19 protein-coding genes and 1 pseudogene are annotated in these 24,606 nt (G+C 73.7%); 9 read left to right on the top strand and 11 right to left on the bottom strand.

The features are described from left to right. Positions 1-134: 134 nt before the first annotated feature. Complete coding sequence (locus GCU60_RS22225; protein ID WP_163203393.1) at positions 135-2,228, bottom strand: EAL domain-containing protein; 2,094 nt, start codon at positions 2,226-2,228, stop codon at positions 135-137. On the opposite strand from GCU60_RS22225, the gene GCU60_RS22230 reads away from it, so the two are divergent. Next, positions 2,220-3,131 carry a TrmH family RNA methyltransferase gene (locus tag GCU60_RS22230; protein WP_345770433.1) on the top strand — a complete coding sequence of 304 codons (912 nt, stop codon included), beginning with the start codon at positions 2,220-2,222 and terminating at the stop codon, positions 3,129-3,131. The genes GCU60_RS22225 and GCU60_RS22230 overlap by 9 nt on opposite strands. Positions 3,132-3,152: 21 nt before the next feature. On the opposite strand, the gene GCU60_RS22235 is transcribed toward GCU60_RS22230, so the two are convergent. From GCU60_RS22235 to sepH, 4 genes are all read right to left on the bottom strand, one after another. Next, positions 3,153-3,626 (bottom strand): general stress protein, encoded by a 474-nt coding sequence (locus tag GCU60_RS22235; protein WP_163203395.1) that lies wholly within the window; start codon positions 3,624-3,626, stop codon positions 3,153-3,155. 36 nt (positions 3,627-3,662) lie between these two features. Then, complete coding sequence (locus tag GCU60_RS22240; protein ID WP_163203397.1) at positions 3,663-5,495, bottom strand: ABC transporter ATP-binding protein; 1,833 nt, start codon at positions 5,493-5,495, stop codon at positions 3,663-3,665. Further along, a complete protein-coding gene (locus GCU60_RS22245; protein WP_204261568.1) occupies positions 5,492-7,276 on the bottom strand; it encodes an ABC transporter ATP-binding protein in 1,785 nt (594 codons plus the stop codon). Before GCU60_RS22245 ends, GCU60_RS22240 begins: the two co-directional genes overlap by 4 nt. A 74-nt stretch (positions 7,277-7,350) precedes the next feature. Continuing rightward, positions 7,351-8,265 (bottom strand): septation protein SepH, encoded by a 915-nt coding sequence (gene sepH, locus GCU60_RS22250; protein ID WP_163203401.1) that lies wholly within the window; start codon positions 8,263-8,265, stop codon positions 7,351-7,353. Positions 8,266-8,512: 247 nt separating this feature from the next. Here sepH and GCU60_RS22255 point away from each other — a divergent pair, with 247 nt between their 5' ends. Continuing rightward, entirely contained in the window at positions 8,513-10,441 is a 1,929-nt protein-coding gene (locus GCU60_RS22255; RefSeq protein WP_163203403.1) for a prolyl oligopeptidase family serine peptidase, read from the top strand. Further along, positions 10,438-11,913: a circularly permuted type 2 ATP-grasp protein gene (locus GCU60_RS22260; protein ID WP_163203405.1), complete on the top strand. Its 1,476-nt coding sequence runs from the start codon at positions 10,438-10,440 to the stop codon at positions 11,911-11,913. The genes GCU60_RS22255 and GCU60_RS22260 overlap by 4 nt, the downstream gene beginning before the upstream one ends. Positions 11,914-11,920: 7 nt before the next feature. Here GCU60_RS22260 and GCU60_RS22265 read toward each other — a convergent pair whose 3' ends face one another. The 3 genes from GCU60_RS22265 to GCU60_RS22275 all read right to left on the bottom strand — a co-directional run bounded on the left by GCU60_RS22265 (position 11,921) and on the right by GCU60_RS22275 (position 17,049). Continuing rightward, positions 11,921-14,617, bottom strand: coding sequence for an ATP-binding protein (locus GCU60_RS22265; protein ID WP_345770434.1), 2,697 nt, complete (start codon positions 14,615-14,617; stop codon positions 11,921-11,923). Between the two features lie 105 nt (positions 14,618-14,722). Further along, positions 14,723-15,835 carry a phosphoserine transaminase gene (serC, locus tag GCU60_RS22270; protein ID WP_163203407.1) on the bottom strand — a complete coding sequence of 371 codons (1,113 nt, stop codon included), beginning with the start codon at positions 15,833-15,835 and terminating at the stop codon, positions 14,723-14,725. Between the two features lie 95 nt (positions 15,836-15,930). Next, the gene (locus GCU60_RS22275; RefSeq protein WP_163203409.1) at positions 15,931-17,049 is read right to left on the bottom strand and encodes a citrate synthase 2; all 1,119 of its coding nucleotides are present in this window, start codon (positions 17,047-17,049) and stop codon (positions 15,931-15,933) included. A 162-nt stretch (positions 17,050-17,211) separates the two neighbouring features. Between GCU60_RS22275 and pdxH the strand changes: the two genes are divergently transcribed. Together pdxH and GCU60_RS22285 are read left to right on the top strand one after the other, a co-directional pair. After that, positions 17,212-17,865, top strand: a complete 654-nt coding sequence (gene pdxH / locus GCU60_RS22280) for a pyridoxamine 5'-phosphate oxidase (RefSeq protein ID WP_163203411.1) — start codon at positions 17,212-17,214, stop codon at positions 17,863-17,865. A gap of 76 nt (positions 17,866-17,941) precedes the next feature. Further along, positions 17,942-19,294, top strand: a complete 1,353-nt coding sequence (locus GCU60_RS22285; protein WP_163203413.1) for an MFS transporter — start codon at positions 17,942-17,944, stop codon at positions 19,292-19,294. Between the two features lie 8 nt (positions 19,295-19,302). Here the strand turns inward: GCU60_RS22285 and GCU60_RS22290 are convergent, their stop codons facing one another. Next, on the bottom strand, positions 19,303-19,482 hold the full coding sequence (locus GCU60_RS22290; protein ID WP_239520542.1) for a hypothetical protein: 180 nt from the start codon (positions 19,480-19,482) through the stop codon (positions 19,303-19,305). A 32-nt stretch (positions 19,483-19,514) separates the two neighbouring features. After that, positions 19,515-19,649, bottom strand: a pseudogene (locus GCU60_RS22295) (uracil-DNA glycosylase family protein); the annotation flags it as partial. Positions 19,650-19,769: 120 nt separating this feature from the next. Here GCU60_RS22295 and GCU60_RS22300 point away from each other — a divergent pair. Both GCU60_RS22300 and GCU60_RS22305 read left to right on the top strand, forming a co-directional pair. Next, positions 19,770-21,044, top strand: a complete 1,275-nt coding sequence (locus GCU60_RS22300; RefSeq protein WP_163203415.1) for an ATP-binding protein — start codon at positions 19,770-19,772, stop codon at positions 21,042-21,044. 119 nt (positions 21,045-21,163) lie between these two features. Further along, a complete protein-coding gene (locus GCU60_RS22305; protein WP_163203417.1) occupies positions 21,164-21,922 on the top strand; it encodes an HNH endonuclease in 759 nt (252 codons plus the stop codon). 26 nt (positions 21,923-21,948) lie between these two features. Here the strand turns inward: GCU60_RS22305 and GCU60_RS22310 are convergent, their stop codons facing one another. Further along, positions 21,949-22,632 carry a UdgX family uracil-DNA binding protein gene (locus tag GCU60_RS22310; protein WP_163203419.1) on the bottom strand — a complete coding sequence of 228 codons (684 nt, stop codon included), beginning with the start codon at positions 22,630-22,632 and terminating at the stop codon, positions 21,949-21,951. Between the two features lie 171 nt (positions 22,633-22,803). On the opposite strand from GCU60_RS22310, the gene GCU60_RS22315 reads away from it, so the two are divergent. After that, positions 22,804-23,721 (top strand): ATP-binding cassette domain-containing protein, encoded by a 918-nt coding sequence (locus GCU60_RS22315; RefSeq protein ID WP_163203421.1) that lies wholly within the window; start codon positions 22,804-22,806, stop codon positions 23,719-23,721. Continuing rightward, positions 23,718-24,606: ABC transporter permease (locus GCU60_RS22320; RefSeq protein ID WP_163207694.1), on the top strand; the 889-nt coding region annotated here is incomplete at its 3' end. The genes GCU60_RS22315 and GCU60_RS22320, both read left to right, overlap by 4 nt.

The raw sequence follows: 24,606 nt of genomic DNA on the forward strand, positions 1-24,606 counted from the left end.
TCAACGGCTGATGAACTCAACGCTAGATGAGTTAACCAGCCGCGGTCAACGGGGCGGTCGACGAATCGACGAGTCGCCGTGTCGGGATGTCGACACCGGCCCCCGGCCGACGGTCCGGCGCGGCCGGTCGCGGATCAGCGCCGGGCGCCGGCGGAGCTCGCCCGGCGGTCGATCAGCCAGGCGGTGAGCTCGGCCGCGGGCGCCGGCCGGCCGAAGAACCATCCCTGGCCGACGTCGCACCGCAGCTCGGTCAGGGCCGCCACGGTGCCGGGCTCCTCGACCCCCTCGGCGACCACGGTGAGCCCCAGCTCGTGTCCCAGGCGGATGACCGACCGCACCATCGCGGCGTCCTCGGCGCAGGCGGTCATCGCGGCCGTGTAGCTCCGGTCGATCTTCACCTCGTCGACCGGGAGGTTCCGGATGCGGCCGATCGAGGAGTAGCCGGTACCGAAGTCGTCGATCGACAGGCCGATCCCGGCGGCGTGCAGCCGGCCGAGCACGTCGCGGGCGGGTCCGGGTTCGGCGACCAGAGCGCTCTCGGTCAGTTCCAGCCGGAGCATGCGGGCACCGACCCCGTGCTTGGCCAGTGCGGAGAGCACCCGGTCGGGAAGGTCGGGGCGGTGCACCGACCGCGCCGACAGGTTGACCGCCACCGGAACGTCGATCCCCTGCTCCGTCCACGCCCGGACCTGGGCGAGTGCAAGGTCCAGGACGCGGTCGGTCAGCGGCTCGATCAGTCCGGTCTGCTCGACGGCGGGGACGAAATCGCACGGCATGAGCAGGCCCCGGGTCGGGTGCACCCAGCGGACGAGGGCCTCCACCCCGACCACCTCGCCGGTGTGCAGCGAGACCTTGGGTTGGTAGTGCAGCGTCAGGTGGCCTTCGGCCAGACCGCGCCGGAACTCCGAGAGCAGCATCAGCCGCCCGCGGTCGTGGCCGTCCAGGGCGGGGTCGTACAGCTCCACCCCGCTCTGCCGCTCCTTGGCGGTGTACATCGCGATGTCGGCCTGCCGCAGCAGCGAGTCGATCTGCACCGGACCGTCGGCGGAGACGGCCACGCCGATGCTGACGTCGACGTCCAGTGCCAGGCCGTCGACCAGGAACGGCTCATTCAGCGCCGCCCGGGCGCGGACGGCGGCCGCGTGCGCGCCCTCCAGGGTGACGTCGGGCAGCAGGAGCAGGAACTCGTCGCCACCCAGCCGGGCGACGACGTCGACGTCCCGCACGTGCGGGCGCAGCCGTGGGCCGATCTGCGCGAGCAGCCGGTCGCCGTAGCCGTGCCCGAGGGTGTCGTTGATCTCCTTGAACCGGTCGAGGTCGAGCAGCAGCACGGCGACGCGCTCCGTCCCGCGACGCCCGGCCAGGAGCTCGGCGCCCCGGGCGAGGACGGCGGCCCGGTTGGGCAGGGCGGTCAGCTCGTCGTGCGTCGCCTGGTGGACCAGGCGTTCCTGCAGCTCGATCCGGTCGGTGACGTCACGGGCGGTGAGCAGCAGGCCGCCGATCAGCGGGTCCGCGCGCCGGTCCGAGGTGGTCATCTCCAGGTGCCGCCACGTCCCGTCGCGGTGCAGCACCCGCATCAGGAAGACGTCGGGCAGGTGGGCGACGACGTCCGGGTGCCCGACCGGCAGGCCCTTGCCGAGGCGCTGCTGGTCGGCGGGGTGGACCAGGTCGCGGGCGACGTTGCCGAGCAGCTCGTGCGGGGAGCGGCCGAGCAGGCCGACGACGGAGTCGGAGACGAACGAGATCTGGCCGGTGGCGTCGACGAGGAAGATGACGTCGCTGGTCGCGTGCACCACCGACCGGAAGCGGCGCTCCCGGTCCAGCGCGGCCAGCATGGCGTTGAAGGCCGCGGCAGTCCGGCCGAGGTCGTCGGCGGCACCGACCGGCAGCGTCAGGTCCGCCCCGCGCGTGCCGGGTGCGCCGGAGGTGCCCAGCGGTGTGTCCACGGCCTCGGCCACGTCGGTCAGCCGGGTCGCCAGGACCTGGAGCCGGCGGCCGATCACCCGCCGCGCCAGCAGCCAGTTGGCGGCGCCGAGCGCGATGCCGGCGGCCAGGCAGGCGAGCCGGAACGTGACGGCACGGGAGTGCACCGTCGGGACACCGAGGAGCTCGGCGAACCAGGGGAAGATCGCGCCGACGGCCACGCCGAGCGCGGCCATGCCCAGGGCGAGCCGGGGGAACGCTCCCCACCGGGGCCGGCCGCTGCCGGGCGTTGCGCTGTGGATCACCTCCGCAGCATCGGCACGGCGCGGGACCTGCTGAATGCCTTCCCGGAGGACTCCCTCCCGCGGGTGGCCGGGGTGGACCAGGCAGAATCGACGTCCGTGCCGGAACCCGTCGTCATCACCGATCCGGCCGACCCGCGGGTGGCCGACTTCCGCGACCTCAAGGCCGGCGACCGGCCGGAGGGGACCCCCCGGTGGGGCGGCCCGGTGATCGTCGAGGGCGTCTCCGCCGTCGAGCGGCTGCTCGCCTCGCCCTACCGGGTGCGTGCCGTGTTCGGGGTGCCGGGTCGCGTCGCGGCCCTCGACCTGCCGGACGACGTCGCCGCCTACGAGGCGGACAAGTGGGTGCTGTCGGAGGTCATCGGTTTCCGGCTCACCCGCGGGGTGATCGCCTCGGCGGACCGCTCGTCGCCGGCCGACCTCGACGCGCTGCTGGCCGGGCCCGATCCGTCGGCGCCGCGCCGCCTGGCCGTCCTGGAAGGCCTCAACGACGCGGAGAACCTGGGCTCGATCGCACGCTCCGCGCTCGCGCTGGGCATCGACGGACTGCTGCTCGACCCGCGCTGCGCCGACCCGTTCTACCGGCGGTCGGTGCGGGTCTCCATGGGGCACGTCCTGGCGTTGCCGTTCACCCGCCTGATGGACTGGCCGGCCGACCTCGCCCGGGTGCACGAGGCCGGCTACCTGACGGTCGCGCTGACCCCGGCGGACGACGCGGTGGACCTCAGCGACGTCGACCCGCGGGAACACCCGCGCACCGCGGTGCTGCTGGGCGCCGAGGGCCCGGGGCTGACGCCCGAGGCGCAGCAGGCGGCCACGGTGCGTGCCCGCATCCCGATGCGCGCCGGCGTCGACTCGCTGGGGGTGGCGGCCGCCGCCGCGGTCGCCTTCGCCACCCTCCGCTGAGCCCGTCCCCGGAAGGGACGGTCAGCCGCGCAGCGAGAAGCGGGCGAGGATCGCCCGCGCCTCCTCGGCCTGGGCGGGGTTGCACATCACGTCGTAACGGCTGGCCGTGATCTTGCTCGTGCTGGTGAAGTCCCGCCGGCCCTGCGTCGCCGCGTACCCCATCCCGCCGAAGGCGGCGCCGAACGCCAGACCGATGAGCAGACCGGTCAGCACCGAGCCGAACCAGTTGCTGCCGTCCTCGGCGAAGATGCCCAGGAGCAGCCCGACGAACAGACCCCACCACGCACCACCGGCGGCACCGGCCGCCACGGCCCGGCCCGTCGTCATCCGGCCGGTCACCTTCTCGACCATCCGCAGGTCGGTGCCGATGATGGTCACGTTCTCGACCGGGAACTTCTCGTCGGAGAGGTGGTCGACGGCGGCCTGCGCCCGCTCGTAGCTGTCGTAGGAACCCACCTGGACGCCGCCCAGGGGCATCGACACTGAAGCACTCATGCCTGGTCAACGACCTGCCCGACCGGGCTGTTCCGCTCAGACCAGGCTGTCGGCCCAGGCGCGGTGCAGCCCGGCGAACCGCCCCGTGCCGCCGACCAGCTCGGCGGGCGTGCCGTCCTCGACGATCCGGCCGTCCTCCATGACCAGCACCCGGTCGGCGATCTCCACGGTGGAGAGCCGGTGGGCGATGATCAGCGCCGTCCGGTCGGCCAGGAGCGTGCGCAGGGCGCGCTGCACCAGCCGCTCGCTGGGCACGTCGAGCGAGCTGGTCGCCTCGTCGAGGACCAGCACCGCCGGGTCGGCGAGGAACGCCCGGGCGAAGCTCACCAGCTGGCGCTGCCCGGCCGAGAGCCGCCCCCCGCGCCGGTGGACGTCGGTGTCGTACCCCTCGGGCAGCGCGGCGATGAACTCGTGCGCCCCGATGGCCCGGGCGGCGGCCTCCACCTCGTCGCGGCCGGCCTCGGGTCGGCCGAAGGCGATGTTGTCGGCGATGGTGCCGGAGAACAGGAAGCTCTCCTGGGTCACCATCACCACCGCGCGGCGCAGGTCGGCGTCCGACAGCCGGTCCAGCGGCACCCCGTCCAGCCTCACCTCCCCGGCGGTCGGGTCGTAGAACCGGGCCACCAGCCGGGCGAGCGTGGACTTGCCGGCGCCGGTCGCCCCCACGAGCGCCACCGTCTGCCCGGCCGGGACGGTCAGCCGCAGCTCCGGCAGCACGACCCGGTCGGTGTAGCCGAACCGGACACCGTCGAGGACGAGCTCACCGGCGGCCCGCGGGTGGGGCGCCGGGTCCACGGGCTCGGCGACGGTGGGCTCCTCCTCGAGCACCCCCGACAGCTTCTCCAGCGCCGCGGTCGCCGACTGGTAGGAGTTGTAGAACATCGCGACGTCCTGCAGCGGGTCGAAGAACCGGCGCAGGTACAGCAGGAAGGCCACGAGGGTGCCGACGGCCAGCCCGCCGTCGATGACCCGTGCCGCCCCGATGCCGAGGACGGCGACGGTGACCAGGTTGCCGATCAGGGTCACGGCCGGGATGAACACGGCGATCAGCCAGAACGCCCGGTGGTGGGCGCGCCGGTTGTCCTCGTCCAGCGCGGCGTACAGGACGTCGTTGCGCGGCTCCCGGCGGAAGGCCTGCACCGCCCGGATGCCGCCGAAGGTCTCGGTGAACTGGACGATCAGCGCGGCGATCGTCTCCCGGGTGCGCCGGTAGGCGGCGGTGGAGTGCCGCTGGAACCAGCGCGCGACGAAGAACAGCGCCGGGAAGCCGAGCAGTGCGACCAGGCCCAGCGGCAGATCGAGCACGAGCAGGACGACGCCGATCGTGAACACGCTGAACAGCGCGGTCACCAGGCTGTCCAGCCCCTCGTCCAGCAGCTCGGCGAGGGCCTCGACGTCGCTGGTCAGCCGGCTGATGGTCTTGCCCGAGGTGTAGCGCTCGTGGAAGGACAGCGGCAGCCGCTGCACGTGCCGGAACACCTGCCGCCGCAGGGCCAGCAGGACCGCCTGCCCCATGCGCCCGGAGCGGGTGAGGAACACGTAGCGCAGGCCGGTGTCGACCAGCGCGGCGGCGACCATCGCCCCGGCGATCCAGACCAGCGGCCAGGGGTCGGACTCCTCGACGAGCGCGGGGACGGCGACGTCGATGCCGATCCCGATGAGCAGCGGGCCGGCCAGCCAGGCGGCGTTCTGCACCACGATGGTCAGCAGCAGGCTCCACAGCGTCCGCCGGTGCGGGCGCAGCAGCTCACCGAGCAGGCGGCGGGAGCGGGCGCGCAGGAAGACGCCGGCCCCGGCCGACAGCTCCTCGGTGTCCTCGGTGGCGACGCCGCGCCACTGCTGGGCCGGCGGGGGAGCGGCGGTGGTCATCGGGCCGTCTCCGTCAGCTCGCTGTCCTGCGCGAGCAGGTCGCGGTAGGCGGGCACGCCGGCGAGCAGCTCGCTGTGCGTGCCGACGGCGACGATGCAGCCACCGGCCAGCAGCGCCACCCGGTCGGCGAGCAGGACCGTGGAGGCGCGGTGCGCGACCACCAGGGCGGTCGTGTCGGCCAGCACCTCGCGCAGGGCCCGCTCGACGAGGGCCTCGGTGTGCACGTCCAGCGCGGAGAGCGGGTCGTCGAGCACGAGCACCGACGGGCGGCCGAGCACCGCGCGGGCCAGCGCCAGCCGCTGCCGCTGCCCGCCGGACAGGGACAGCCCCTGCTCGCCGATGCGGGTGTCCAGGCCCCACGGCAGGTCGTGCACGAACTGCGCCTGCGCCACCCGCAGCGCCTCGGCGACCTCGTCGTCCCCGGCCTCGGGCCGGCCCAGGGTGAGGTTCTCCCGGACGCTCATCGAGAACAGCGTGGCGTCCTCGAAGGCGGTGGCCACGACGCTGCGCAGCTGCGCCAGCGGCATCTCGCGGACGTCGGTGCCGTCGAGGGTGATCCGGCCGCCGGTGACGTCGTGCAGGCGGGGGACCAGCGCGGTCAGGGTGGTCTTGCCCGATCCCGTCGCCCCGACCAGCGCGACCGTCTCGCCGGGCCGCAGGTCCAGGTCGACGCCGTCGAGCACCGGCTCGGCCGAGCCCGGGTAGCCGAAGCGCACGCCCTCGAAGCGCAGCCGGGCCGGGGTGCCGACGACGGCGGGCCGCACGCCCGGGCGGTCGCCGACGGTCACGGGCGCGTCCAGCAGCTCGCCGATGCGGTCGCAGGCGCTCGCCGTCTCCTGGGCGAAGGCGAACAGGAAGCCCAGCGACAGGATCGGCCAGAGCAGCACGGTGAACAGCGCGACGAAGGCGACCAGCCCGCCGATGGTCAGCGCGCCGCTGCTGACGGCCAGCGAGCCGCCGACGAGGATCATCGCCAGGGTGAGCTGCGGGTGCAGCTCGAACAGGCACCACAGCAGCGCGAGCGTGCGCACCTTGTCCAGCTCCAGCCGGCGCAGCCGCGTGGCCTTGGCGTCGTAGCGGTCGAAGACCAGGCCGCTGCGGCCGAGCGACTTCACCACCCGGATGCCCTGGACGGCCTCCTCGACGTCGGTGGTCAGCTCGCCGTGGGCGTCCTGCACCCGCCGCGACTCGGTGTTGTACCGGCGCTCCCACCGCATCCCCAGCACGGTGAGCGGGACGGTGGTGGCCGCCACGGCCAGCCCGAGCGGCCAGTAGGTGACCAGCAGCAGGACCAGGACGACGACGCAGGTGATCAGGTTGACCACCAGGAACACCGCGGCGAAGCCGACGAACCGGCGGATGGTCGACATGTCCGTCGTGGCCCGGGACAGCAGCTGGCCGGAGGCCCAGCGGTCGTGGAAGCCCACCGGCAGCCGTTGCAGGCGCTGGTACAGGGCGTCGCGCAGGTCGCGCTCCAGCTGCAGGCAGCTGCGGTTCATGGCCACGCGCCGGACGAAGAACAGCGCCGCCTCCGCCACCCCGAACAGCAGGGCGAGCCCCAGCAGGGGGAACAGTGCCGACCGATCGCCCTCGGCGATGGGGCCGTCGACGACGGCAGCGGTGATCAGCGGCAGGGCCAGCTGGGCCAGGGTGGCCAGCAGGGCGGCGCCGAAGGTGAGCGCGATCAGCCCCCGGTAGGGCCGGGCGAAGGGCCACAGGCGGGCGAGCGCGGAGAGCTTCCCCGCGGGGGGTGGACCGGGGGAGTGCGCGGCGTCGTCCATGGCACCGCTCACGCTAGAGGCAGGTAGTGACCGAGGCGAACGAGTTTCGCCCCACGGGTGGGCCGGCCCGCGGCTCAGCGGTTGCGGCGGACCCCGAACACGATGTCCTCCCACGCCGGGATGCGGGCGCGCGGGTCCTCGTCGTCGCCCTCGCCGCCGTTGCGGCCCAGGACGACGGTGTCGTGCTCGGCCACCTCGTCGAGCAGGGCGGTCATCGCGTCGTCGTCCGGCGTGCCGTCGGGGGCGTGCACGTCGCGGACGTGCTCGTCGGCCGGCTCGGCCAGGGCGTGCGGCACGGGGGAGTGCGGCTCGGCGGCCGGCTCCGGCGTGGGCGCGGGGTCGGGGACGACCTGCACCGGGCGGCTGCGGGGCGCGGGGGTCACCTCCGGGACCACGCGGACCAGGCGGGTTCCCTCGGCGAAGTCGGTGGTCGCCGCGTCGGACGGGGTGACCGTGCGCGAGGGCAGGTCGAAGCGCCACCGGGTGGTGCCCGACTTCGCGCCGGCCCGCCAGGCGCCGGTGACGACCCAGGAGCCGTCGTCGCCACGGAAGGCGTCCCAGCGCACGGCGTCGATGTCGGTGTCGATCAGCCGGAGCCGCTCCACCATGAACTGCTGCAGCGCCACACCCGGGGCGCTCTCCGACAGCCGCACCCGGGCCTCGCGGGCCTGGTCGGCCACCCGCTCGCGCTCCTGCAGCACGGGGTGGGCGAACCGCATGATCCGCTCGACGCGCGTGCCCGAGGACGCGGCCACCTGCTCCGGGGTCTCGCCGGCCCGGATGCGGGACTGGATCACCCGCGGCGGCAGCTCGGTGCCCATGTCGACGTCGATCTGGATCAGCCGGCGGGCGTCTCCCCGGGCGGCCGCGCGGACGCGGTCGTCGACGGGGAGCTCGAACTTCTCGCCGTCGGCACCGTCGGGGCCGTCGGCCATCAGGATCAGGTTCTTCCCGTCCTCGGAGAGGGCCACGAGGCGCAACATGCGCATGGGGGCATCCTCCTGCAGGCGTCGGGGCGGGCTGATCGCCGAGCCCGGCCACCGAGGCTATCCGGGGACGGCGGGCAGCGCCCGCAGGCCGCCCGGCGTGGCGCGGCCGGAGCAGTGGCGCAGCTCCCTCCCGTGGGGGGTGTCGATCCCGGCTTTGCACGCCGATGACAGGGCTGACACACGACCGCAACGAGCGCCCTGCACGGTGGGAGGCTCAGCGGACCGACACCCGAGCCGAGGAGGCGCGATGGCCAGCCCGGTGACCTCCCGGCGGACGGCCGTGCCCGCAGTGCTCGCCGTCGGCGCCCCCGGGACGGCGATGCCCGCGCTCGAGGCGCTGGCGCCGCCCGAGGCGCTGCCCGCGCACGTCCGCGCCGCCGTCTCCGCCATCGGCGGTGCGACCGGCGCCTGGTGCCCCGCCCCCGCCCCGGACGGCCGGCGGATCGCCTACGTCTCCGACCGGTCGGGGCTGCCCCGCCTCGAGGTCGCCGACCTCGGCGGGGCCCTCCCGCCGGCTGTTCTCTCCGACCCCGACCAGGAGGTCATCTCCGTCACCTGGTCGCCCGACGGCGCGTGGCTGGCCTACCTGGTGAGCCCGGGCGGCTCGATCTGCGCCGAGCTCCACGTGGTCCGCCCCGACGGCACCGGTCACCGCGTCGTCGCCGGCCCCGATCCCCGGGCCACCGTCTTCGCCGGCTGCTGGGCCGGACCGCGGCACTACGCCTGCTCGATCGCACCGGGGAACGGCCCGGACGCCGACGTGGTCCTCGTCGACGTCGTCACCGGTGAGCTGCGCACGCTGGCCTCCGGCGGCTTCCTGTCGGTCACTGCCGTCTCCGCCGACCACCGCACCGTGCTCGCCCGCCGCGGACCGCGCGCCTTCCGGCACGTCGTCGTCATCGACGTCGCCACCGGGATCCAGCGCCGGGTTCTCCGGCTGGACGCGCCCGGCGGCATCGCCTCGGAGGACGGCCGGTTCACCCCCGACGGGCGAGCCGTGCTGGTCCGCGCGGCGATGCCGGGGCCGCCCGGCACCGACCGGGCCGGGCTGGTCGAGGTCCCCGTGGACGGCGACGGCGTGCCCTCGGCCGGCCGCCGCGTCCTGTACCGGCCCGACGCCGACCTCGACGGGTACGCGCTGCGCCCGGACGGCACCGTGCTCGCGCTGTGGAACGCCGGCGGGGTCAGCCGGCTGTGGCTGCACGCCTTCTCCGACGGTGCGCTCGTGCGGGAGGTGGAGCTGCCCGAGCCGGTGCTGTCGGCGTGGGCGCCGCTGCCCGGCGGCGACGCGGTCGTCGCCGAGCTCAGCGGACCACGGGCCCCCCGCGGGCTCTGGCGGGTCCCGCTGGACGGCGCCGGTGCCCCCGAGCTGCTGGCCTGCACCCCGCCCCGGCCCGACCCGGGTCTCCTCGTCGAGCCGGTGCTGCACGAGTACGTGGCCCCCGACGGCCTGCCGTTGTCCGGCTGGCTGTACACCCCGCCCGGCGTGCCGGGCCCCAACCGCACGGTGGTCAGCTTCCACGGCGGGCCGGAGGGTCAGGAGCGCCCGTCCTGGTCCCCGGTGACCCAGTCGATGGTCGCCGCGGGCCTGACGGTGTTCGCGCCGAACGTCCGCGGCTCCGGTGGCTTCGGCCGCGCCTTCATGACCGCCGACGACGGCCCGGCGCGGGAGGCGTCCTTCGCCGACGTCCGCACCACGGTCGACGAGCTGGTGACCGCCGGGGTCGCCGCCCCGGGGCGGATCGGCGCCCACGGCTGGTCCTACGGCGGCTACCTGACGCTGGTGGCGCTCACCCGCTGGCCCGAGCTGTTCGCCGCGGGGGCCTCGCTGGCCGGCATGAGCGACCTGCGGACCTTCTTCGCCGGCACCGAGCCGTGGATGGCCGCGGCCTCGGTGACCGAGTACGGCGACCCGGTCACCGACCGGGACATGCTGGCCGAGATCTCGCCGATGACGGCGCTGGACCGGCTCACCGCGCCGGTGCTGCTGGCCCACGGGGACCGGGACACCAACGTGCCGGTCGCCGAGTCGGTGCAGGCCCACCAGGCCCTGCAGGCCCGCGGCGCGTGCAGCGACCTGCTGCTGTTCGCCGGGGAGGGCCACGCCGTCGTCGGCCGCGAGCACGTGGTCGAGCTGGGCGGGCGACTGGCCGCCTGGTTCGATCGGTGGCTGTGAGCGGGGACCTCTTCGCCGGATACCCACCTGTGCGCACCGACGAGGCCGTCGGTCCGGACGGCCGGCTGCGCAGTGGGTGGGTGTCCCTGGCGGCTGCCCTGGAACGGACCGGCCGTGACGGGCTGACCGAGGCCGCCGAGCGCCTGGCGGCGCGCCGCCAGGCGCTCGGCGTGGCCACGTCCTCCTGGGTGGACGGCCGGCAGCAGCTGCGTCCGGTCCCCATGGACCCGGTCCCGCGGCTGATCGGGGCGCGGAGCTGGGCGACGCTGTCGGCCGGCGTCGTGCAGCGCCACCGCGCGCTGGACGCCTTCCTCGCCGACGCCTACCGCCCGGCCGGCCGGCGCAGGGGCGACAGCGACCGCGCCGCGGAGATCGTGCGGGCCGGCGTCCTGCCGGAGTGGGCGGTCGCGCACAGCCCGGGGCGGGACCCGGAGTCGGTCTCCCGCGCCTGGCCGGGGCAGCGACGCGCGACCCTGGCCGCCACCGACGTGGTCCGCACCACCGACGGCCGCTGGGTCGTGGTCCGGGACAACCTGCAGGTCCCGTCCGGCATCGGCTACGCGCTGGCCAACCGGGACAGCGCCCGCACGGCGGCGCCGGAGCTGTTCGGTGCCGCCGGGCGGCCCGTCGCCGACCCGGGCGAGGCGATCCCGCTGCTGGCCCGCGCCCTGGCCGACGCCGCGCCTCCCGGGCTCCCGGGGCCGCCGCGGATCGCGGTGCTGACCCAGGGCGAGAGCGACGGCGCCTGGTTCGAGCACCAGGTGCTCGCCGCCGCCCTCGACGTGCCGCTGGTCCGCGCCGGTGATCTCTGGCCGCGGGGGGACGGCGGCCTCGAGGCCGCCGTCGGCGGGCAGCGGGTGCCGGTGGACGTGTTGTACCGGCGCTTCGCCGACGCCACGTTCGGCGCGTACCGGATCGGGGCGGACGTGCCGCTGGACCTGGCCCTCACCGAGGCGGTGCGGTCCGGACGGCTCGGGCTGGCCAACGTGCCGGGCAACGGGGTGGCCGACGACGCCGCCGGCTACGCCTGGGTGCCGGCGATGATCCGGTTCTACCTGGACGAGGAGCCGCTGCTGGACTCCGTCCCGACGTGGGTGCTGGCCGACCCCGCGGCGTGGGACGAGGTGCGCGACCGGGTGCACGAGCTCGACGTCGAGGAGGTCGCCGGGTACGGCGGCCGGCGGATCGTGCACGGCGCGGCCTGCTCCGCCGTGGAGCTCGAGGCGCTGCGCCGCGAGATCGCGGCGGCCCCGCACCGCTTCGTGGCCCGGGAGCCGGTGGAGCCCTCGACCGTCCCCACCCTGGTCGAGGGGGCGCTGCGCCCCCGCCCGGTCGACCTGCGGATGTTCTCGGTGGCGGGCGCGACGACGACCGTCCTGCCGCTGGCGCTCACCCGGGTCGCTCCCGACGGTGGACCGGGACGGCCCGGCGTGCCGGGTGGCGGCAGCAAGGACACCTGGCTGCTGCGCTGACGGCGGCTCAGCCGGCGGGGCGCCTGCGCAACCGGGGTGAGCGGATGCGGACCACGGTGCCTTCGGGGCTGGGCGTCGCCGTCACGTCGGCGAACGCGCTCATCAGGGTCGAGCCGCGGCCGCGGTCCATGCTGGGCACGCGCTCGCGCCACTGACCGTGGTCGCGCACCGTGATCTCGACCTGCTCCTCGCTCACCCGCGCCGCGACGTCGATCACCGGCTCCGTCGGGTCTTGGGCGTGCTCGATGGCGTTGCTGGCCGCCTCGCAGGCCGCCAGCAGCAGGTCGTAGGACTGGTCCGGGTCGACGCCGGCCCGCTCGAGCAGCGCGCGCAGCCGGCGGCGGACCAGGGTGGTGGACTCGAGCTCGGCGGGCAGCCGCCACTCCGCGGCGTGCGGGTCCCCGGCCGGCGGCGCGGGCGCCGCCACGGGCTCGGCCACGGGCTCCGGCCGGGCGACGGTCAGGGCCGGCAGGGGCACCGTGGGCAGCGACACGGCCGGCGGCGGCGGGACCGGCGCGGGTGCGGGCTCCGGCCGCGGCTCCGGAGGCGCGAGGGCCCGGCCGGCGGCGCGGTCCAGCACGACGCGGACGCGGGCCAGCAGCTCGGCGGCCCGGAACGGCTTGGCCAGGTAGTCGTCCGCGCCGGCCTCCAGCCCCTCGACCGAGGCCTCCTGGCCGGCCCGGGCGGTCAGCATGATGACCGGGATCGGACGGGTGGCCGGGTCCGTGCGCAGTGCCCGCAGCAGCTCGAAGCCGTCGACGCGCGGCATCATCACGTCGGTCAGCACCAGGTCCGGTGGCCGGGTGGCGACGGCGGCCAGCGCCTCCTCCCCGTTGGCGGTGGTGCGCACCGAGTAGTGCGGCGCCAGCAGGCGGGTCAGGTACGCCCGCATGTCGGCGTTGTCGTCGACCACCAGCACGGCGGCGCCGCCGGCACCGCCGGCCACCTCGCCCTCGGGCCGGGCGGTGTCCTCCTCCCAGCTGGCCGCCTCGCCGCGGGCGGCCTCCGAGGGGACCGCCGTCGGGCCGGACGCCTCGGCGTCGGGCGCGCCGAAGGGCAGGGTGACCGTGAAGGTGCTGCCCCGGCCCGGCTCGCTCACGACGGAGACGGAACCGCCGTGCAGCGCGGTGAGCTCGTGCACCATCGCCAGGCCGATGCCCGAGCCCTCGCGGGTGCGGGCCGCGGCGCCGCCGACGCGGTGGAAGCGCTGGAAGAGGTTCGGCAGCTCCTCGGCCACGATGCCGACGCCGGTGTCGGAGACGGCCAGGGAGAACGAGTCGCCCTCGGCCCGCAGGGTCACGTCGATGCCGCCGACGAAGGTGTACTTCACCGCGTTGGCCAGCAGGTTGACGACGATCTTCTCCCACATGCGGGGATCGACGTGGGCGGGCCGCTCCAGCGGGGGGCAGTCGACCGTCAGCCGCAGACCGGCGCGTTCGGCGGCGGAACGGAAGATGCCGGCGAGCTCGGCGGTGAACGAGGTGAGGTCCGTCCGCACCCGGACCGGGGTCACCCGGCCCGCCTCGATGCTGGCGAAGTCCAGCAGGTCGTTGACCAGCCGCTGCAGCCGCTGGCCGTTGCGCATGGCCAGCTCCAGCTGGTCCCGCACGTCGGCGGGCAGCGGTTCGGTGCTGCTCTCCAGGACGTCGCCGATCGGGCCCAGGAGCAGGGTCAGCGGGGTGCGTAGCTCGTGGCTGACGTCGGAGAAGAAGGTCGTCTTCGCCCGGTCGAGCTCGGCCAGGGACTCGGCCCGCCGCCGCTCGTCCGCGAACGCCCGGATGTTCACCACGACACCTGCGAACTGCCCGGCCACGAGCTCGTAGAAGGACCGGTACTCGTCGTCCAGCGCGCGGTTGGGGCTCCTGCCCGCGAGCAGCAGGCCCAGCGGCTCGCCGTTGCGCGCGGCGGTCAGCGGGAGGACCACCGTGTCGGTCACCCTGTCGCCGAACGGGCCGCCGGTGACGTCGAGCCCGCCGACGACGCCGGCCAGTTCGTCCTCGCTGCCGGCCGTCTCCGGCAGGAGGCCGGGGTCGCAGCCCACCGTCGCGGTGCGGCGGAACCCCGGCTCACCGGGCGCCGACAGGTAGACGGCGGCGAAGGGGACGTCCAGCGCGTCGCCCCCGAGCGCGCGGCACATCGCCGCCACCGTCTGCCGTTCGTCGTCGAGCTGGCTGCCGACCGTCGCCAGCTCGTGCAGGAGCCGTTGCCGCCGCTCGCCGAGGACCTGGCCGGTCACCTCGGTGCAGACGCCGTGCATGCCCGCGACCCGGCCCTCGTCGTCGAACGCCGGTGCGTGCGAGACGGTGAAGTAGGTCTCCTCGACGTACCCGGAGCGCTCCAGCCGGAGGAGCAGGCCGGGCAGCCACGAGGCCTCGAGCGTCTCCATCGCGTGGGCGATGGGCGGGCCGAGCGCGTCCCAGCCCTCGGCGAGGGTGACGCGGATGTCCTCGCCGATCGCCGGGTGCTTCGCGCCGATGAAGGGTGCGTACGCGTCGTTGTAGAACTGGGTGAAGTGGGGGCCCCAGGTGAGGACCATGGGGAACTTGGACACCAGGACGGTCCGGACGGCGTGGCAGAGCCCGGCCGGCCAGGAGGCGACCGGCCCGACGGGGCTGCGGGCCCAGTCGTGGGCCGCCATCAGCCGGCCGGCCTCCCCGCCGGCGGCGAACAGGTCGGTGACGGAGGCGGACGCGTCGGGGGACACGCTCACCTCCTACCGATCGACTGAACCTGACCACACGAGCTGCGCGCTCGGCCTCGTCCCGGGCCCGCCTGAGCTCGCGAAGGGTGGGGAGGACGAGGTCCTTCTTCAGAGACGCTCGACCACGTGGTCGATGCAGGCGGTCAGCGCGCTCACGTCGTCCGGGTCGACGGCCGGGAACATGCCCACCCGCAACTGGTTGCGGCCCAGCTTGCGGTAGGGCTCGACGTCGACGATGCCGTTGGCGCGCAGCGTGGTGGCGAGGGCGGCGGCGTCCACCGACTCGGCGAAGTCGATGGTGCCGACGACCAGGCTGCGGTGGTCGGGGTTCGCGACGAACGGCGTCGCGTACCCCGAATTCTCCGCCCAGCCGTAGAGCCGGCCCGAGGAGTCGCGGCTGCGGGCGACGGCGCCGGACAGCCCGCCGAGGCCGAGCATCCAGTCGATCTGGTCGGCGAGCAGGAAGAGCGTGGCGACGGCGGGGGTGTTGTAGGTCTGGTCCTTCGCCGAGTTGTCCACCGCGATCGAGAGGTCCAGGAAGCCGGGCACCCAGCGCCCCGAGGCCTTGATCTCGGCGATCCGCTGCAGCGCGTCGGCCGACATCAGGGCCACCCACAGCCCGCCGTCGGCGGCGAAGGACTTCTGCGGCGCGAAGTAGTAGACGTCGGTCTGCGAGACGTCGACCGGCAGGCCACCGGCGCCGCTCGTCGCGTCGACGAGCACCAGCGCGTCCTCGGTGCCCGACGGTCGGGCGATCGGCGCCATGACACCGGTCGAGGTCTCGTTGTGCGCCCAGGCGTAGGTGTCGACGCCGGGGGTCGCCGTCGGCAGGGCGAGTGAGCCCGGCTCGGCCGTGACGACCACCGGCTCGCCCAGGAAGGGGGCCTCCTTGGCGCCGGAGGCGAACTTGGCCGAGAACTCCCCGTAGGTGCCGAAGGCCGCGCGGTCGCGGATCAGACCGAACAGGGCGGCGTCCCAGAAGGCCGTCGTCCCACCGTTGCCCAGCACGACCTCGTAGCCGTCGGGCAGGTCGAACAGCTGCGTCAGGCCCTCCCGGACCCGGCGCACCAGGTTCTTGACCGGGGCCTGGCGATGCGAGGTGCCCATGAGCTCCGCGCCGTCGCCGGCCAGTGCCCGCAGCGCCTCGGGGCGGACCTTGGACGGACCGCACCCGAACCGGCCGTCGGCGGGCAGGAGCTCGGCGGGGATGGTGATGCTCATCCGGGGGGATGCCTTCCAGTGGGTGTGCGTGGAACGACCCCGCTGCAGGGCCCCACCGCGAGCCTGCGAGCGGTGGGGGGCAGCGGGGTCCTTCTTCAGATCGAGGCGGCCTGGTGGTTGATGGTGTCCCAGCCCTCGACGGCCTCGGGCTTGCGGGAGTCGGGGCCGACGTAGCGGGCCGACGGTCGCACGAGGCGGCCGGTCTCCTTCTGCTCGAGGATGTGCGCGCACCAGCCGGCGGTGCGGGCGCAGGTGAACATCGAGGTGAACATGTGGCTGGGCACCTCGGCGAAGTCGAGGACGATCGCCGCCCAGAACTCCACGTTGGTCTCGACCGGCCGGTCCGGACGCCGCTCGCGCAGCTCCTTGAGGGCGGCCTGCTCCAGGGCGAGGGCGGCGTCGAAGCGCGGGGCGCCGAGCTCCTGGGCGGAGCGGCGCAGCACGCGGGCGCGGGGGTCCTCGGCCCGGTAGACCCGGTGGCCGAAGCCCATCAGCCGTTCCTTGCGGTCCAGCAGGTCCTTCACGTACTTCTCGGCGTCGCCGGTCTTCTCGACCTCGTCGAGCATGTGCAGCACCCGGGAGGGGGCGCCGCCGTGCAGCGGGCCGGACATGGCGCCGATGGCCCCGGACATGGCGGCGGCGACGTCGGCGCCGGTGGAGGCGATGACGCGGGCGGTGAACGTGGAGGCGTTCATGCCGTGCTCGGCGGCCGAGGTCCAGTAGGCGTCGACCGCGGCGACGTGGCGCGGGTCGGGCTCGCCGCGCCAGCGGACCATGAAGCGCTCGACGATGGTGGAGGCCTCGTCGATCCGCTTCTGCGGGACGGCGGGGGTGCCGATGCCGCGGGCGGACTGGGCCACGTAGGACAGCGCCATGACCGCGGCGCGGGCCAGCTGGTCGCGGGCCTCCTCGGCGGAGATGTCCAGCAGCGGGCGGTAGCCCCAGAACGGCGCGAGCATGGCCAGCGCGGCCTGCACGTCGACGCGGACGTCACCGCTGTGCACCGGGATGGGGAACGGCTCGGCCGGGGGGAGGCCGGGGCCGAACTTGCCGTCGACGAGCAGGGCCCACACGTTGCCGAAGGTCACCTTGCCGACGAGGTCCTCGATGTCGACGCCGCGATAGCGCAGCGAACCGCCGTCCTTGTCGGGTTCGGCGATCTCCGTCTCGAAGGCGATGACGCCTTCCAGGCCGGGTACGAAGTCGTCGGCCATCTCGCATGCTCCTCTGCGCACGGACCTGCACACGCCCGTAGGGGCGCACGATTGCCTGCCGACCCTAGGCCGTCGTCCGCCGCGCGGCACACGGGGGGCTGCGCGACGTCCCGGCGGGGGCCCTCCCGAGCCGCCGGCGCCGGCCGGTGTCAGCATGGCGGCGTGCCCGACCTCGCCCGCATGCGCCGTGACTACGACGCCGGCCGCTTCTCCGAGCAGGACCTCGCGTCCACGTGGCACGAGCAGTTCGACCGCTGGTTCGCCGACTCCGTCGCCGCGGAGCTCCCGGAGCCCAACGCCGTCGTCGTCGCCACCGCCGACGCCGACGGCGCACCCGACGCCCGCATCGTGCTGATGAAGGGGTACGACGCCTCGGGGTTCGTGTTCGGCACCAGCTACGCCTCGGCCAAGGGCGCGCAGCTGGCGGTGAACCCGCGGGCGGCGCTGGTCTTCCCGTGGCACGCCCTGCAGCGCCAGGTGCGGGTGGCCGGCCGGGTGGAGCGGATCGGCGAGACGGCGTCCGACGGGCTGTGGGACCCGCGGCCGCGCGGCGCCCAGCTGGCGGCCGCCGCCTCGGTCCAGTCCACCGTCGTCGACTCCCGCGAGGAGCTCGCCGGGCGGGTGCGGCTGCTCGACGAGCAGACGCCGGATGGGCCGCTGCCCCGGCCGGCGACCTGGGGCGGGTACCGGGTCGTCCCGGAGCGGGTGGAGTTCTGGCAGGGCGGTGGTGACCGGCTGCACGACCGGCTGCGGTTCGTGCTCGACGAGGCCGAGGCCGAGGGCGGGGGCTGGATCGTCCAGCGGCTCGCGCCGTGAGCGAGCAGGAGCGTGAGCATCGCAGCGAGGAACGAGCGAGGAGCGGAGCGGTCCGCGGGAGCGAACCGATGACACCGTGAGCTCCCCGCAGGACCCGCTGGATCCGGTCGACCCGGTCGAGGGCGGCCGCGCGATCGAGGAGCCGGTCCCCGAGCCGGTGCACCGGCGCCGCGGCTGGGCGGTGGACACCACCCCGCTGCAGATCCCGGCCTACCGCCGGCTGTTCGGCGGCGTGGCGCTGACGATGATCGGCCAGCAGATGACGCTGGTCGCCGTCCCGTTCCAGGTCTACGCGCTCACCCGCGACAGCTTCTTCGTCGGCGTGACGTCGCTGGTGGCGCTCGTCCCGCTGATCGTGTTCGGGCTGCTCGGCGGCGCGATCGCCGACGTCATGGACCGGCGGCGGCTGATGCTGATCACCTCGACCGGTGCAGCGGTCACCAGCGCGCTGCTCGCCGTCCAGGCGCTGCTGCCCGGCGGCGGGAACCTGGCGCTGCTGTGGGTGCTCACCGCGTTCGTGTCCGGGTTCGCCGCGGTGAACCAGCCGGCCCGCAGCGCCGCGATCCCCGCGGTCGTCGGGATCCCGCTCGTGCCGGCGGCCAACGCGCTGGCGATGACGGTGCGCCAGGTCGGCGTGATCGCCGGGCCGCTGCTGGCCGGCGTCCTGATCGCCAGCGGGGAGCTGTTCCTCACCTACGTGATCGACGCGGTCGGCTTCCTCGTCGCGGCGCTGCTCCTCCGGGGGCTGCCGCCCCTCCCGCCCGGGGGCCGGGCAGGGGTGGTGCGGCTGGGCGCCGCGGTGCGCGGCGTGGGCGAGGGCTTCGCCTTCCTGCGCACCCAGCCGGTGCTGCTCATGACGTTCGTCGTCGACATCATCGCGATGCTCTTCGCCTGGCCGCAGGCCGTCTTCCCGGAGCTGGAGGCCACCCGGTTCGAGGGCTCGCCGAACGCCCTGGGCTGGTTGTTCGCCGGGATCTCGATCGGCGCGCTGGCCATGGGGCTGACGTCGGGCTGGGTGTCGCGGATCGACCGGCAGGGCGCCGCCGTCCTCGTCGCCATCGTGGTGTGGGGCGTGGCGATCATCGGGTTCGGCTACGCGGACTCGCTGTGGCTGGCGGTGCTCTTCCTCGCGGTCGCCGGCGCGGGCGACATGGTGAGCGCCGTGCTGCGCTCGTCGATGCTGCAGCTGGCCGCCCCCGACGACATGCGCGGGCGGATGCAGGGCGTCTTCCTCGTCGTCGTCGCCGGTGGCCCGCGGCTGGGCGACCTGCGGGCCGGTGCCCTGGCCAGCGCGGCCGGGGTGACCGTGGCGATGGTGTCCGGCGGCGTCGTGGTCGTGCTGTCGATGGTCGTCGTCGCGCTGCTGGTGCCCTCGTTCTGGTTCTTCCGCGCCTCGCGGTCGACGGTGGAGACCGACCCGGCCCGCTGACCCCGCCCTCAGGCGAGGGCGTGCGCGACCAACCGGAGGTCGGCGACCAGGGCGGCGTAGGCGGCGTCGCGGGCCTCGTCCGGCGTGCGCAGGATCGCCGACGGGTGCGTGGTGGCCAGGATCCAGGTCTGGTGCGGGGCGTCCTCGTCGTCGTCCTCCGCGGGGTCCGGCGCGCCGGGCGGGGCCACGGCATCAGCCGGCCGTGGTCCCGGGTGATCCGGAACGACGGCGAGATCAGCGCCTTTGCCGCCGTCGCGCCCAGGGCCACGACCACCTCCGGCTGCAGGACGGCGAACTCCGCCTCCAGCCACGGCCGGCAGGCCCGCAGCTGCTCCGGCCGCGGCGTCTGGTGGATGCGCCGCTTGCCCTCGAGCGTGTGGCCGAGGTGCTTGACCGAGCAAGTCCTAGTAGGCGTGCGTCCTCGGAGGTCGCCAGTAGCTCCTGCCTGCCGCCGTCAGCACCTAGAGTCACCCCCATGGCCGAGCGGTATCTGACCCGGAACGTGTTCGTCGCCGGCGGAGAGCCCGAGGTGACGTACAACCCGCGGGACGAGTTCAAGCTGGAGCAGGAGGTCCGGGAGTACCTGGACCAGTCTGGGAAGGCTCTCTCGATCTCTGGCCCCAGCAAGTCAGGGAAGACGGTGCTCATCGGGCGCGTCCTCCCCAAGGCGGAGGCGATCTGGATCTACGGCCAGGACCTCACGTCTGTGGACGTCTTCTGGGAGTCCATCGTCGACTGGCTCGGTCTGTACGACGAGGTGGAGATGACCGACGGAGTCCAGAACCAGGGCTCCGCCCAGATCGGTATGGAAGTCGGCTTCGCAGGCTTCGGTAAGGCCACGGGCAGCGGCACCGTCGGCGGTGCAACAACGCACGGGCGGCGGTTCGCCCGCCAGCGGTCGATCGCCGATGTCGCACGTGGTGGTCTGGCTACGCTCGCCGTCCCGATCGTGATCGATGACTTTCACTACGTGGACGACGCGGTCAAGCGCGACATCGCGCGGGCGATCAAGAGCCTGCTCCCGACCACTCACGTGATCATGATCGCCGTGCCTCATGAGGCGTTCCAGATCGTCCGCGAGGAGCCCGACATGGGTGGGCGCGTCTGGCACCAGCAGATCCGGCACTGGGACGAGGATGAGCTCCGGTTCATCGCGCGGATGGGCTTCGAGGCGCTCGGCATCATCGATGACGGCGAGGTGGTCGCCGCCAAGCTGGCGGAGAACAGCTTCGGCGCCCCCTTCCTTATGCAGCAGCTCTGCTACGACTTGACAGTGGGGCAGCACATCCAGCAGACGCAGGACGAGCCCGTGGCGCTCACCGAACCGCCCAGCGGGTGGGACGACTTCTTCAAGCGCATCGCCATGCGGACCGCTCCGCCCATCTTCGAGAAGGTGCGCCGGGGCCCCAAGGTGCGCGGCCAGGAGCGCATGGAACGGCAGCTGAAGGATGGATCGGCGACGGACATCTACCCAGCCCTCCTGATGGCCATCGCGCACACGGGCCCGCAGACCGTCCTCACGCAGCCCCAGATCATGAAGTCCCTGGACGGCATCCTGGTGGAGAACCCGCGCGGGCGTGACGTGGCCTCGTCGCTCTCCAGCATGGCCGACATCGCGGAAGAGGAGCGTGGTACCGCGGACCCGGCGCTGGTGTACAAGAACGACGAGCTCCACATCCTCGACCCGTTCCTATGCTTCTTCATGCGCTGGGGAACCTGGGCCACGGACAGCTACACAGGTACCCGCTGACGACCTGGCCTGCTGCAATCTTGAGGTAGTCACCGTTTTCAGGCCTGCAGTCCTGCAGTCCTCGTCAGAAAGTCGACTCAACTCTCGGCCTTGGCACAGGAGGCGATGAGGACATGGGCATGAGTGACGAGGAGATGGTTCGGCTCCGCGATGCCCTACAGTTTGTCGACCCCGATTCGACCTACTTCGCCCTCACGTTCACGGCTTCCGATGATGGCCGCATCGAGTGGTCAATGGAGACCGGTCTAGTGGGTGCCGGGTCCAAGCCCTACTGGGAATTGCGGGCCCCCGTGCCCGTGCGTGCTGAAGTGATGCGACGCATTTGGATCGATCTAGGGCAAACGTGCGTCGTTGTGAACGATAATGAGACGCTCTTCTACTTTCTGCGACTCGGTGGTAACGGACTGATCGAAGAGTCGATAGCCAAGCGGCGGTTTCCTCAGTTCTTTGACCCTGTGGAATGCGTCCCGACATGGTGGGGTGTCCGTCAAGCTCACACTCTTCCCTCCAAGGCCTTACAGCATGCGCCTACGCGCAAGTTGCGGATGGAGGTACTGAGACGCGATGACTTTCGTTGCCGCTCTTGCGGTCGTCGGGCATCGGACTACGTGGACATCGAACTACACGTGCATCACATCTTGCCGCACGGAAAGGGTGGCTTAACCGAGGCGGGTAACCTCATCACCTTGTGTCACACGTGTCATCAAGGTCTCGATCCCCATCTTGAGTTGAAACTGTTCGAGATGGTTCCTGGGGGAATTCCCGGGCCTGATGTAGATATTGAACGTGATGCTGAAGACTACAGGCGAGGGGTGAAAAACTACCGGATCATTTCGGAGCGCCAGATTGAGATGTTGAGGTTGCGACGGAAGGCGTGATCTCCATCTGAGATCCAAGAAGGCTTCTAAGCCAAGGCGTCGCGCACGACAGTCAGGTCGGCGACCAGGGCGGCGTAGGCGGCGTCGCGTGCCTCGTCCGGCGTGCGCAGGATCGCCGAGGGGTGGGTGGTCGCGAGGATCCAGGTCTGGTGCGGGGCGTCCTCGTCCTGGTCGGCCTCCGGCAGCGCGGCCTCGGCGGCGCGCACGCCGGGCGGGGTCCACGGCATCAGCTGCCCGTGGTCCCGGGTGATCCGGAACGACGGGGAGATCAGCGACTTCGCCGCCGTCGCGCCGAGCGCCACGACCACCTCGGGCTGCAGGACGGCGAACTCCGCCTCCAGCCACGGCCGGCAGGCCCGCAGGTGCTCGGCCCCCGGCGTCTGGTGGATGCGGCGCTTGCCCTTCAGCGTGTGGCCGAAGTGCTTCACCGCATTCGTCACGTACGCCGTCGCCCGATCGATCCCGGCGTCGTCGAGCGCCTTGTCCAGCAGCCGCCCCGCCGGGCCGACGAACGGCTCGCCCTTCCGGTCCTCCTGGTCGCCGGGCTGCTCGCCGACGAACACGACGCGGGCCGTCCCGGGTCCCTCGCCGAAGACGGTCTGCGTCGTGTCCTGCCACAGCTCGCACGCCCGGCACCCCGCCGCGGCACCGCGCAGCTGCTCCAGGCCGACGCCGGTGGGCGGCTGCGCCACGCCGTTGCGCTCGCTCATGCCTCGATGACACCGCACCCGGGCGGCCCCCGCGAGGCGGGCGTCCACCCTCCGTTCACCTGCGTCCGGCAGCGTCCGCGCGGGCGGCGCGCCCACCGCGCGGAACCGGTACGTCAGAGGTCCTGAGCACCGCTACGGTTTCCGCGACGGACGACGACGGCAGGAGGACAGGTGCTCGAGTTCGACGGGCTCCGCAAGAGCTACGGCGCGAACCAGGTGCTCGACGACGTCGGCTTCGCCGTGCGGCCGGGCTCGATGTTCGGGTTCTGCGGCTCCAACGGCGCGGGCAAGACCACGACGATGCGCATCGCCATGGGACTCGTGATCCCCGACGCCGGCGAGGTGCGCTGGCAAGGCCGCCCGCTGGACCAGCAGACCCGGCGCCGGGTCGGCTACATGCCGGAGGAGCGCGGGCTCTACCCGAAGATGAAGGTCGGCGAGCAGATCACCTACTTCGCCCGGCTGCACGGCCTGGACGCCGCCGCCGCCGCGCGGGCGTCGGCCGAGTGGGTGGAGCGGCTGGGGCTCGGTGCCCGCCGCGGCGACGCCGTCGAGAAGCTGTCGCTGGGCAACCAGCAGCGCGTCCAGCTGGCCGCCGCGCTGGTCAGCCGGCCCGAGGTGCTCATCCTCGACGAGCCGTTCTCCGGCCTGGACCCGGTCGGCGTCGACTCGCTCGCCGAGGCGCTGCTGGGCCAGGTCCGCACCGGCGTCCCGGTGGTCTTCTCCAGCCACCAGCTGGACCTGGTGGAGCGGTTGTGCGACTCCGTCGGCATCCTCGCCCGGGGCCGCATGGTCGCGACCGGGACCGTCGAGGAGCTGCGCCGCCGCGAGGCCGGCCGGCTGCTGCGGGTGGTCGTCCCCGACGCCGCCCCCGGCTGGGCCGCCGCGCTGCCGGGTGCCCGCGTCGTCTCCGAGCAGGCGGGGGACACGCTCCTGGAGCTCGCCGACGGCGCCGACGACCAGGCCGTGCTGGCCGCCGCGCTGCGTACCGGCCGGGTGGCGCACTTCGCCTGGCGCGAGCCCAGCCTGGTCGAGCTCTTCCGCGGCGCGGTCGCGGCCCCCAGCACCGACGAGGAGGTGGCGGCGTGAGCGCGCCGAACAGCACCGGGCGCGCCCCGGGCAGCAGCGAGCTCGTCCGGCTCGTCGCCGGCCGGGAGATCTCCACGCGGCTGCGGGACAAGAACTTCCTCGTCGGGCTGGGCGTCACCATCCTGCTGCTGGTCGGGCTGATGGCCTTCCAGATCGCCACGGCGTCCGGCGGCGACGAGGGCCGGCTGGGCATCGTCGGGGACAGCTCCGCGCTCGGCCCCGCCGTCCAGGCGCAGGGGGAAGCGGTCGGCATCGACGTCACGGTCGTCGAGCTCGACGACGAGGACGCCGCCCGTGCCGCCGTGGAGGCCGAGGACGTCGACGGCGCGCTGCTGGCGACCGGATCGGCCCCCGAGCTGCTCGTCCTGGACCGCGACTCGACGATGGAGGCGGTGGTGAACGCCGCCGTCGCCGGTGTCGCGGTCACCGAGCAGCTGGCCGAGGCCGGCGTCGAGCTCACGGCCGTGCCCGAGGTCGAGGTCACCGCGCTGAGCGGCGAGGACGACGCGGCCGAGCAGGAGCAGGTCCTCGTCGCGATCATCGGCGTCGTCCTGCTCTACGGCCTGCTGATCATGTTCGGCCAGTTCATCGCGCAGGGCGTGGTGGAGGAGAAGTCCAGCCGGGTCGTCGAGCTGCTGCTCGCGACCATGCGCCCCTGGCAGCTGCTCGCCGGGAAGATCATCGGCCTGGGCGTCCTCGGGCTCGCCCAGATCGTGATCATCGGCGTCATCAGCGTCGCGGGGGCGCTCGCCTTCGACCTGGTCGCGGTGCCGGGGGACCTCGTCGGCACGGTGATCTCGGTGGTCGCCGGGTTCGTGCTGGGCTACGCGTTCTACGCGGCGATCTTCGCCATGGCGGCGTCGCTGGTCAGCCGGCAGGAGGACC

It is taken from the genome of Blastococcus saxobsidens, assembly GCF_010682065.1.
GTDB classification, from domain to species: Bacteria; Actinomycetota; Actinomycetes; order Mycobacteriales; family Geodermatophilaceae; genus Blastococcus; species Blastococcus saxobsidens_B.